This is a genomic window from Arthrobacter sp. H41, from assembly GCF_000520535.1.
In the GTDB taxonomy this organism is placed as follows: Bacteria; Actinomycetota; Actinomycetes; order Actinomycetales; family Micrococcaceae; genus Arthrobacter_D.
The window spans coordinates 25,986-36,062 of sequence record NZ_KI914782.1 but is presented as its reverse complement, the minus strand read 5'-3'; the positions used below and the strand labels follow the sequence as shown (position 1 = coordinate 36,062).

Genomic DNA, 10,077 nt, shown 5'->3' with positions numbered 1-10,077 from the left:
GTTCTTCGACTTCCACGCCAACCAGGCCTGGGCCAACATCGCCGCCCTGGCCATGAACTTGGTTGCCTGGTTGCAGCTGGCCGCGCTGCCATCGGGCCACCAAGCCCGGGGATGGGACATCAAACGGTGGCGTTACCGGCTCTTCGCCACCGCCGGGAAGCTCATCACCAGAGCCCGTCGGACCCGGCTGCTGATCCCTGACAAAGCACCGGAAACCGACACGATCACCACACTCCTGGCCGCCATCGTCGAACTGAGAAACAGTTTCCGACAACAGGTCCGACTCCTGGCCTGAAAACCGAATGGCCAGCCCCTTCAACCACCGACGAAACCCAGCGGAGACGTGGAACCCGACGCCCCAGCCAGCGACAACAGGTCCCGCCAGCACGCCCGAAACAGCCGCAACGAGGATCAAACCTGAACCCGACGACCAACCCCACCATCATGAAAAATCTGGGCTAATCCCTTTATCGGTCTCGTTGGCTTCACCATCATCATCACCACCGGCATGGCACTGCTTGCCGGCGCCCGCTTCGACCGCTGGTACTGGGCGGGCCTGCAGGTAGGGGTGACTCTTGGGGCGGTGTTCGCGACCTGGCTGTGGAGCCAGGCCCTGTTCGAGATTTACATTCTCTGCCTTTACTGCATGATCGTGTGGGCGGCGATGATCCCTCTGGTCATCCTCACCACTGTCCGCAACATGGTCCACGGCGTCATCCCCGCACCTGCGGTATTTACCCGCGGCCTCGCAACTTGACGCCGGTCCTTGCCGAGATCTCGTCAAGGCCAACTGCCACCTCGGCGAGGCGGCCGCGGGGCACTCCGATGTCACCGATCGATACCCGGCCGAGCTTCTCGAGCGATGGTATGGCCTCGCGGCGGGCCATGATCAGGCGGTCGGCCTCGTCCGGGTCTGCGGCTTTCTCGTAGGAGGAGGCGAACGGTCGAATGGCCTCGATCAGGACGTCCTGCTCAAGGTAGGCTCCGTAACCGTCGGTTTGCGCGAGGAGGAAAGCCCCGCCGCGGCTCCGGTACGTCGTGCCGAGTGCCATGTCCACTGCCTCAAGGGTCTGCCCGTCGATCAGTTCCAGCAGTGACGGCTGGATCCGCGCGGCAATGACTGCCGACGCCGCTGCGGCGGCAGTGGCGAAATCCGGGAAGAAGGCAGCCACGGTAGCGGTAGCGACGGGAAGCGGACGCAGGCGAAGTGTTGCTTCGACCACTACTCCAAGGGTGCCCTCGGAACCGGTGATCAGCGCGTTGAGGTCATAGCCGGTGACCCCCTTGAGTGTCTCGCGGCCCGTTCTCAGTTCCCTGCCGTCCGCGAGAATCACCTGCAGGGCCAGAACGGCCTCCCGGGTGACGCCATACTTCGCGCAGCGCATTCCTCCGGCGTTCGTCGCGATGTTGCCGCCGATCGAGCAGATAGCGGTGCTGGCCGGGTCAGGAGCATAGAAAAGACCATGTTGAGCAGCAGCAGCGTTCAGTTCACCGTTGAGGACTCCCGGCTGGACCACGGCTAGTTGTTCCACGGGATCGATCCGGAGAATGCTGTTCATCCTTGAGAGGTCGAGGACCACTTCGCCCGATCTCGCGGATGCGCCGGCTGCAAGACCGGTTCCTGCTCCACGCGTCACGATGGGCGTGCGGTTGGCGGCGGCCAGGCGCATGGTCGTGACGACGTCCTCCGCTGATTCGGCGAAGACCACGCCGTCGGGCATCGAGGCGGAGACGTAGCCCGACCGGTCGGTGCTCACCCCCAGCCGGTCGGCTTCCCGCACGGAAGCATGGCGTGAGCCCTCAAGAACCGCGGCAGTCGAGCTGGTTTGGACCGTCATCTCACAAAACTCCTTCGTCATGCGGAAATATCAAGCGATGAGCCTCAGCGCTCGTACTTCTACCACTAGGTGGAAGGAGACTTTTGCTGACTGGATAACTATCACTTTCGCGACAGCGAGCGGTCAATGGTCCGAGGATCCCGATGCGGTGAAGTGCATGACTTCTAAGACCAACGGAGTCCGCTGACGCCAGTCCGGAACTGCGGCGCGCCATCCTTGTCTTGGATGATGTCCTGCTTCAGTCTGAGAGTGTCGCTGATCCGCAGTGCGCAGCGGATCAGAATCAGGGCGATCAGCCGTTGGTAGGGGGCGGCCATTCGCCTGCATCACCCTCACTTCAGCAAGCCGTTTCCCACGAGTCGCGGAAAGCCACGTTGACAGGTCGGCCCGTCCTCACTAAATTTTACTCAATTGATAGATTTTTTCCACATTATGAGAACTTTAGAGGGTGGGCAGTATGCCGAATTACCTGGAGATCAACGGACTCAGCATCGCGGAAGAGCTCTATGCCTTCGTCCGGGACGAAGCACTGCCGGGGACCGGGATCGAGGAGGGGGCATTCTGGGCTGGCGCCGCCTCGCTCATCGGCAAGTTCTCGCCGCGGGTGCGGGAACTGTTGGAAGTCCGGAATCTGATGCAGCAGCAGATCGACGAGTACCACCGCGACCGCGGCGCGGTGCCCGTGGATCCGGAAGCCTACGAAGAATTCCTCCGCTCGATCGGCTACCTGGTCGATCAGCCCGGGGACTTCACCATCACGACCGGCCGGGTCGACCCCGAGATCGCCACAGTCTCAGGACCCCAGTTGGTCGTCCCCCTGCTGAATGCACGGTTCGCTGCCAACGCGGCGAATGCCCGCTGGGGCTCGCTCTATGATGCGCTGTACGGCACCGACGCCGTCGACGACGCCGAGGGTCGCAAGCACACAGGTGGTTACAACGCGGTCCGCGGTGCCGCCGTCGTGGCACGCGGACGGCAGTTCCTCGATGAGTACACCGACCTGGCCGGCGGATCCCACGCCGACGTCACCGCCTACCGGATCGCGGACGGCGCTCTCGTCGCGGAGACGCCGGGCGGTTCACTGGGGCTCGCGGAGCCGGGGCAGCTCGTGGGTTACCGCGGAGCCGCGGACGCGCCCGAGTCCGTGCTGCTCGTGCACCACGGACTCCACGTGGAGATCCAGATCGACCGCACCCACTCCATCGGCTCGGGCGACCCGGCCGGTGTGAAGGACATCGTGCTTGAGTCCGCGACCACGACGATCATGGACCTCGAGGACTCCGTGGCGGCGGTCGACGCCGGGGACAAGGTGTCGGGCTACCGCAACTGGCTGCAGTTGATGCAGGGCACCCTCACCGCCGAGATCGCGAAGGGTGAGGGCACCTACACCCGACGGCTCAACCCTGACCGCGTCTACACGGCAACCGACGGCTCGGAGCTGACCCTGCCCGGCCGCTCACTGCTGCTCATCCGTCAGGTAGGCCACCTGATGACCAGCGACGCCGTGCTCGACCCCGCCGGTGCTCCGGTGCCCGAGGAGATCCTCGACGCCCTGTTCACCGGCCTCGGCTCGGTGCATGACCTGCGGGGCTCACACGCCGGTTCCAACTCGAGGGCCGGATCCGTCTACATCGTCAAGCCGAAGATGCACGGACCGGGTGAGGTCGCCGTGGCCTGCGCCCTGCTTGCAGCTACCGAGCCCGTGCTGGGCCTCGATCCGCTCACCCTCAAGATCGGCATCATGGACGAAGAGCGCCGTACGTCCGCGAACCTGAAGGCGTGTATCTGGGAGGCACGGGACCGTGTGGCGTTCATCAACACCGGGTTCCTGGACCGTACCGGCGACGAGATCCACACCTCGATGCTCGCCGGCCCGATGGTCCGCAAGGCCGACATGCGTAATTCAAGCTGGATCGCGGCCTATGAGGACGCGAACGTCGATATCGGGCTGGAGTGCGGCTTCAGCGGTCGGGCCCAGATCGGAAAGGGCATGTGGGCGGCCCCGGACAACATGGCCGACATGCTGACCCAGAAGGTCGCGCATCCGCTCGCCGGCGCGGACTGCGCCTGGGTGCCCTCCCCGACCGCCGCGACCCTCCACGCCACCCACTACCACCAGGTCGACGTGGACGCCCGGCAAGCCGAACTCGCCGGGAAGCGCCGGTCGACACTACGGCAGCTTCTCACCATCCCAGTCGGTCAGCCCACCGGCTGGAGCGCCGATGATCGGCGCAATGAGCTGGACAACAATATCCAGAGCACGCTGGGCTACATCGTCCGTTGGGTGAACGACGGCGTAGGGTGCTCCAAGGTCCCCGACATCCACGGCACAGCCCTGATGGAGGACCGCGCCACCTGCCGCATCAGTTCGCAGCACGTCTCGAACTGGCTCCTGCACGGTGTCGTGACCGAGGAAGAAGTGGAAGCGTCACTGCGGCGGATGGCTGCGGTCGTCGACGAGCAGAACGCCTCGGACCCCGATTACACGCCCATGTCCCCGGCGTTCGATACCGAGGCGTTCCTCGCAGCCCGCGAGCTCGTCCTCGACGGCGCCGCCCAGCCATCCGGGTACACGGAGCCGATCCTGCACCGGCGCCGTGCCCTGCACAAGCACACCGACACTATGACGAGGAACGCATCATGAGCCTGACATTGGAAACTGCCCAGTCCATCATCGCCGACGCCCTCGCGGCAGGCCAGCAGCACGGCTTCAAACCGCTGACCGTCGTCGTACTCGACGCAGGCGGTCATGTCATCGCCGCCGCGCGTCAGGACGGCGCCTCGAACAATCGCTTCGAGATCGCACAGGGCAAGGCGTACGGGGCGTTGGCGCTCGGGATGGGTTCGCGTGCGATCATGGAGCGCGCCGAGCAGCAGGCCTACTTCATCGCAGCAGCGACCGCGACTCTGGGTGGCCGACTCATCCCGGTGCCCGGTGGCGTACTGGTCCGCGATCAGGACGGAGCGATCAAGGGTGCCGTGGGTATCAGCGGCGACAGCTCCGACAACGACGAGAGCGCGGCATCGACGGCGATCGAGGCTGCCGGTCTGACTGCTCAGGTGGACTGACGCTCCCCCTCGACGTTCTCGTTATGGATCGGATTCTCCGCGATACGCTCGCGCCTATCCTCCTTGACATTGCTGCTACTGGTGCGCCGATGCCACGCGTGGAAGACAAGGAATGGGACCGAAGTAGGGGACGTGCAACGGCCAGACTATGGTCCTCCACCGGGTCCGGCATGGGAGTAGCCGTGTCCAGGGACCAGGACACTGCGGAAAGACTTGCTGATCTGGCCGACCAGGTCCAGGAGTGGGTCATGGAGGAACTTTGGCGAACTGGCAGCAATTGGCCAGAGTGCCCACGTCATCCCACCACGCACCCTGCGCGACCTGTCGTTGGGACTGCATCAGGACTCGCGGAATGGGTTTGCCCAGCAGATCGCTCGCTGATCGCCCAGATCGGTGCATTGAAGGGTGTTCCACCCAGGCAAATGTGAAACCGCCAATCATTACTGTCGAAGAGGGGCCCACCCCCTACGTTCCAGGCCGGGCGGGCCCACCTCCACCTTGCTGCTCGACCGTTCAACTCGAATAGGTGTACCTGCCCGGGCTACTGGAGCGTGAGGGGCTGAAGGTCGTGACGTAGATTCCGCGGCGCAACGGCATCAGGGGCGATCCTGTACTGACGTAGGTTCCCTCGCTACTGCTCGCCGTGGTGGCTGCGCGGGTGATGTAGCTGCCGCCCAGGGGCGCAGCAGGCGCCTGCTGGGTAGCGTGGTTCGATGCCTCGCGGGGGATGGTTGCCGTGCGATCGAGAAGGGTCATGGTGGCTCCTTGGTGTTGTCCGGCTTGTACCCGAACGGTTGTTGACGAACGGAGATGGCCGCTTGCTGTGCCGGCGTCCGGGCAGCACTCAGCGCGGCGGCGGTCGGAGATCCGCCGGATTCGGTAGTGCTCAGGAAGTGGGTTCGGCCGTGGCCTGGACGCGGCACGGCTGACAGAGGCCGTTGAAGGTGACTTCTGCCGCGAAGACGGTGAACCCCGCCGTGTCTGACGGAGTGAGGCAGGGAGCTTGTCCGATCACGCAATCGACGTCCTTGACCACACCACACTGCGCACACACCAGGTGGTGGTGGTTGTCTCCCACCCTGCATTCGAAGAGAGCCGCCGAGCCCGGAGGGTCGAACCGCCGTGCGAGCCCGGCTCCCGTGAAGGCAGCGAGGATTCCGTAGACAGCCTGGGTGGACGAACCGCCGAGGATGTCCTGTGCCTTCGCGAAGATCTGCTCCGCACTTGAATGCGGGTTCTGCTGTAGCACTTCCAGCACAGCAAGACGCGGCGCCGTGACCTTCAGCCCTGAGTTCCGGATCGACTGCCGCAGCGTGTCCGTACCGGTCGAGGAGTCGGTTGTGAACGCCATGATCCAAGGCTATCGCTTGTTTTGGTTAAGTCAAAACAACCGGAGGGCGAAGGGAACGGCGTCGGCACACGAAGGCGCATGCAAGGGAGCTGCGCTGCGAGGATGACAGCCGGTCCAGTAATGTCAGTGGGCGCCGGTACGCTGAGGAAATGGCAACAAAGAGCTCTATGGCTACGCGCGCGGGCCGCAGCAACAACCCCGGATACCGGTGTGCCGAGTGCGGTTGGACGACGGCAAAATGGGTGGGCCGCTGCGGCGAGTGCCAGGCGTGGGGCACGGTCGAGGAGACCGGGCAGCCGGTCGCACGAACGACGGCGGCGGCCACCGTTCTGCGGCCCGCCCAACGCATTGCCGACGTGGATGCAACCACCGCAGCATTCCAACCGACGCGGATCGACGAGCTCGACCGCGTGCTCGGCGGCGGCCTGGTGCCCGGCGCGGTCATCCTCCTGGCAGGTGAACCGGGCGTCGGAAAGTCGACCCTGCTGCTTGACGTCGCCGCACGCGTGGCGAACCTTGGCCGGGATGTCCTGTACGTCACGGGCGAAGAGTCGGCAGCGCAGGTCAAACTGCGAGCCGAGCGGATCAAGGCAGTCGCGGATACCCTCTACCTGAGCGCCGAGACCGACCTGGGCCAGGCCCTCGGCCAGGTCGAGAAGCTCAACCCGTCCCTTCTGGTCGTCGATTCGGTCCAGACCCTCAGCAGCTCCGCCGTCGACGGCACCGCAGGTGGAGTGACCCAGGTGCGCGAGGTAGCGGCGTCGATCATCAACGTGGCGAAGTCGAAGAGCATGACCACGATCCTGGTGGGCCACGTGACCAAGGACGGCTCCATCGCCGGGCCGCGGCTCCTCGAGCACCTCGTGGACGTGGTGTGCCAGTTCGAGGGCGAGCGGCATTCCCGGTTGCGCCTGCTGCGCGCCGTGAAAAATCGGTACGGCCCCACCGATGACGTGGGCTGCTTCGACCTCACCGATGCCGGAGTTGAAGGGCTCGCGGATCCGAGCGGGCTCTTCGTCTCACGAACCAAGGATCCGGTATCAGGAACCTGCATCACGGTCACCCTCGAAGGCAGGCGCCCGCTGCTTGCCGAAGTGCAGGCACTGCTCGCCGAATCAGCAACCTCCCAACCCCGCCGTGCGACGAGCGGGCTCGACAGTGCGAGGGTCGCCATGCTGCTGGCGGTCCTGCAGCGCCGTGCATCGATGGGCCTGCACAAGGATGACAGCTATGTCGCCACCGTCGGCGGCGTCAAACTGGGGGAACCTGCCACCGACCTCGCAGTGGCCCTCGCGATCGCGTCGGCGAAGACGGACCAGCCCCTGCCCCCGCAGCTCATCGCCTTCGGGGAGGTGGGGCTGGCCGGGGAGGTGCGCCCCGTGCCCGGGATTGCACGGCGCATCCAGGAAGCGGAGCGGCTCGGCTTCACGCATGCAGTGGTACCGGCGTCGCCCAACGGGCCCGGGCCCATCCCGAAGGGCTTCACGGTGCGGGAAGTATCCACTTTGACCGAGGCGCTGACCCTGCTCTTCTAGTCATCGCTCGAAACCGATATCAGGGATCGCCCGCCAGACCACTAGTATTAGGTTCGGCTGTGCGGAAATCACGCAGCCGCTGCCTGCCTTGCGCCTCCGACCCGAGGCTGCCTGACCGCGCGGGCCGGCAGCGTGAATTTTGAAAGGATTGGGCCATGGTTCGCAGTCCCGAGGACTCGCTGAAGGCCACCCTCGCTCGTGTAGCACCCGGCACCGCCCTCCGCGACGGGCTCGAGAGGATCCTGCGCGGCAGGACGGGGGCATTGATCGTCCTCGGTTTCGACCGCACCGTGGATTCGATCTGTTCGGGTGGGTTCGACATCGGCATTGATTTTTCCCCGACCCGCCTCCGCGAGCTGGCGAAAATGGACGGCGCGATCGTCTGCGACAAGGATGCGAGCAACATCCTGCGCGCCGCCGTCCAGCTTGTCCCCGACCACACCATCGAAACCCAGGAATCCGGCACCCGCCACCGCACAGCGGAGCGCGTTGCCATCCAGACCGGGCTCCCGGTCATCTCGGTGAGCCAGTCCATGCAGATCATCGCCCTCTACATCAGCGGGCTCCGGCACGTCCTCGAAGGATCGGAACCTGTGCTGGCCCGCGCCAACCAGGCACTGGCCACGCTCGAACGCTACCGTGCACGCCTCGACCAGGTCACCAACTCCCTTTCTGCACTCGAGATCGAAGCGATGGTGACGGTCCGCGACGTCGCCGTGACGCTTCAGCGCCAGGAGATGGTCCGGCGGATCTCCGAGGAGATCTCGCAGTATGTCCTCGAACTGGGCATTGACGGGCGCTTACTGTCCCTCCAGGTCGAAGAGCTGACCACCGGCCTCGGACCGGGAAGCGAGATGGTGCTGCGGGACTACATGGACCTCGGCAACAGCCACGCGCCGGTCGAGGAGCGGGTTTCCACCCTGCAGAATTTCAGCTCGACGGAACTGATCGACCTGGGAACCATCGCAAGCGTCCTCGGCTTCAACCCCTCCACGGACTCGCTCGAAGCCGTCATCCAGCCGAAGGGCTACCGCCTGCTCTCCGGCATCAAGGCCGTCCCCCCTGCAGTGGCCAACCGGTTGGTGGATCACTTCGACGGGCTCCAGAACCTCATGGCCGCCAATATCGAGGACCTCATGGCCGTCGACGGCATTGGCGAGCAACGGGCCCGGACGGTCCGCGAGGGCCTCTCACGAATCGCGGAGACCAGCCTGCTCGATCGGTTCATGTAGGCCCCGCACCAGGCCTAACCGTCGAGCACGAACGACGTCGTCCCGCTGGTGAGGCCTCCCAGCCGCGTCGTCAGGGCATAGGTTCCACCCTCCGGAACGGGTTCCACCGAGGCACACCCGGGAGTAGTGCGCGTACGCTCCCATTCGAGCGTTGCTACTTCCTCCGCGCCCGGCTCCAGAACCCTCTCAAGATCCTGCGGCGCCTGCTGGCAATCGGTCGACGAGAAGATCCGGTCGGCCGGGTCGGCAACGACGAACTCCATCTGCGAGGTGCCGACGTTGACGGCGCACGCCGTCCCGCTTTCGTTGCGCACCACCAGGCTCAGCACCGGTTCCTGTCCCGGGGCATAAGCCTGTGCATCGGTTTTCGCCTCGACCACGATCTCGGCGGGATCACACTCACGCCCGGAAGTGTCGTCGTCCGCAGTGGTCTCCGGCTCGGAAGCCGAGGGCGAGGGCTCCGCTGCCGTGCTGGCGCCGGGTTCAGGCGATGACGCAGTAGGGGACGGCGCAGCCGAAGGGACGGCCGTCGTCGTCGCTACAGCGCCCACGGCGGCGGGATCGCCGTCGTTCCGCGAAAGGAGGCCGATCACCGTCACGACGCCGGCAACGAGGAGTGCGACGATCAGCAGCGCCAGGACGGCGGCTACAAGACGGCGACGGCGATAGACTGCCGGGCTCGGACGCTTCGGGGGCGCTCCGGTGCTTCCGGCACTACCCGGTCCGTGAACTGGTTCCATTCTTCAAGGCTAGGGAGCGGGGCACCGATTGCTGACGCCACCACGCCGGTCGATAGAGTATTGCTCACCATGTATTCCCCGATCCACTCCATGCCTGCCCCGGGCCCCGCCACCGCGCCAGGAGTGGAAGACCTCCATGCAGCGATTGAGGAGTGGTTCGCGGTTTCCGCGAGGGATCTTCCGTGGCGGAGTGCGGAACGCACGCCGTGGGGGGTATTCGTCAGCGAGATCATGCTGCAGCAGACTCCTGTGGTGCGCGTACTTCCGGTGTGGGAGGAGTGGCTCGCGAGGTGGCCGACGCCGGCCCACCTC

9 protein-coding genes and 2 pseudogenes are annotated in these 10,077 nt (G+C 65.3%); 7 read left to right on the top strand and 4 right to left on the bottom strand.

Going from position 1 to position 10,077, the window contains the following annotated elements; all coding sequences use genetic code 11:
- The coding region (locus tag Y705_RS0106660) for a transposase (RefSeq protein WP_026532288.1) at window positions 1–295 on the top strand (295 nt) is incomplete at its 5' end.
- A gap of 165 nt (window positions 296–460) precedes the next feature.
- Window positions 461–742, top strand: a pseudogene (locus Y705_RS18020) (vitamin K epoxide reductase family protein); the annotation flags it as partial.
- Here the strand turns inward: Y705_RS18020 and Y705_RS18015 are convergent.
- Window positions 735–1,721 (bottom strand): FAD-binding oxidoreductase, encoded by a 987-nt coding sequence (locus tag Y705_RS18015; protein WP_444826167.1) that lies wholly within the window; start codon window positions 1,719–1,721, stop codon window positions 735–737. The pseudogene Y705_RS18020 and the gene Y705_RS18015 overlap by 8 nt on opposite strands.
- Window positions 1,722–2,295: 574 nt before the next feature.
- On the opposite strand from Y705_RS18015, the gene Y705_RS0106640 reads away from it, so the two are divergent.
- Both Y705_RS0106640 and Y705_RS0106635 read left to right on the top strand, forming a co-directional pair.
- A complete protein-coding gene (locus Y705_RS0106640) occupies window positions 2,296–4,482 on the top strand; it encodes a malate synthase G (protein ID WP_026532287.1) in 2,187 nt (728 codons plus the stop codon).
- On the top strand, window positions 4,479–4,907 hold the full coding sequence (locus tag Y705_RS0106635) for a GlcG/HbpS family heme-binding protein (RefSeq protein ID WP_026532286.1): 429 nt from the start codon (window positions 4,479–4,481) through the stop codon (window positions 4,905–4,907). Before Y705_RS0106640 ends, Y705_RS0106635 begins: the two co-directional genes overlap by 4 nt.
- A 513-nt stretch (window positions 4,908–5,420) precedes the next feature.
- Here the strand turns inward: Y705_RS0106635 and Y705_RS0106630 are convergent.
- Together Y705_RS0106630 and Y705_RS0106625 are read right to left on the bottom strand one after the other, a co-directional pair.
- Window positions 5,421–5,663 (bottom strand): hypothetical protein, encoded by a 243-nt coding sequence (locus Y705_RS0106630; RefSeq protein WP_026532285.1) that lies wholly within the window; start codon window positions 5,661–5,663, stop codon window positions 5,421–5,423.
- Between the two features lie 130 nt (window positions 5,664–5,793).
- Window positions 5,794–6,258: a Fur family transcriptional regulator gene (locus Y705_RS0106625; RefSeq protein ID WP_049822381.1), complete on the bottom strand. Its 465-nt coding sequence runs from the start codon at window positions 6,256–6,258 to the stop codon at window positions 5,794–5,796.
- A gap of 149 nt (window positions 6,259–6,407) precedes the next feature.
- On the opposite strand from Y705_RS0106625, the gene radA reads away from it, so the two are divergent.
- Both radA and disA read left to right on the top strand, forming a co-directional pair.
- Window positions 6,408–7,793: a DNA repair protein RadA gene (gene radA / locus Y705_RS0106620; RefSeq protein ID WP_026532283.1), complete on the top strand. Its 1,386-nt coding sequence runs from the start codon at window positions 6,408–6,410 to the stop codon at window positions 7,791–7,793.
- A gap of 155 nt (window positions 7,794–7,948) precedes the next feature.
- Window positions 7,949–9,025 (top strand): DNA integrity scanning diadenylate cyclase DisA, encoded by a 1,077-nt coding sequence (gene disA / locus Y705_RS0106615; RefSeq protein WP_026532282.1) that lies wholly within the window; start codon window positions 7,949–7,951, stop codon window positions 9,023–9,025.
- A gap of 14 nt (window positions 9,026–9,039) precedes the next feature.
- On the opposite strand, the gene Y705_RS18010 is transcribed toward disA, so the two are convergent.
- A complete protein-coding gene (locus tag Y705_RS18010) occupies window positions 9,040–9,765 on the bottom strand; it encodes a hypothetical protein (RefSeq protein ID WP_049822380.1) in 726 nt (241 codons plus the stop codon).
- A 90-nt stretch (window positions 9,766–9,855) separates the two neighbouring features.
- Between Y705_RS18010 and Y705_RS22695 the strand changes: the two are divergent.
- A pseudogene (locus tag Y705_RS22695) lies at window positions 9,856–10,077 on the top strand (A/G-specific adenine glycosylase); the annotation flags it as partial.

Excerpts from the sequence above, each read along its gene's own strand:
- Y705_RS18015 (WP_444826167.1), bottom strand. The coding sequence starts at position 1,721 with ATGCCCGACGGCGTGGTCTTCGCCGAATCAGCGGAGGACGTCGTCACG.
- Y705_RS0106640 (WP_026532287.1), top strand. The coding sequence starts at position 2,296 with ATGCCGAATTACCTGGAGATCAACGGACTCAGCATCGCGGAAGAGCTC.
- Y705_RS0106635 (WP_026532286.1), top strand. The coding sequence starts at position 4,479 with ATGAGCCTGACATTGGAAACTGCCCAGTCCATCATCGCCGACGCCCTC.
- Y705_RS0106630 (WP_026532285.1), bottom strand. The coding sequence starts at position 5,663 with ATGACCCTTCTCGATCGCACGGCAACCATCCCCCGCGAGGCATCGAAC.
- Y705_RS0106625 (WP_049822381.1), bottom strand. The coding sequence starts at position 6,258 with ATGGCGTTCACAACCGACTCCTCGACCGGTACGGACACGCTGCGGCAG.
- radA (WP_026532283.1), top strand. The coding sequence starts at position 6,408 with ATGGCAACAAAGAGCTCTATGGCTACGCGCGCGGGCCGCAGCAACAAC.
- disA (WP_026532282.1), top strand. The coding sequence starts at position 7,949 with ATGGTTCGCAGTCCCGAGGACTCGCTGAAGGCCACCCTCGCTCGTGTA.
- Y705_RS18010 (WP_049822380.1), bottom strand. The coding sequence starts at position 9,765 with ATGGAACCAGTTCACGGACCGGGTAGTGCCGGAAGCACCGGAGCGCCC.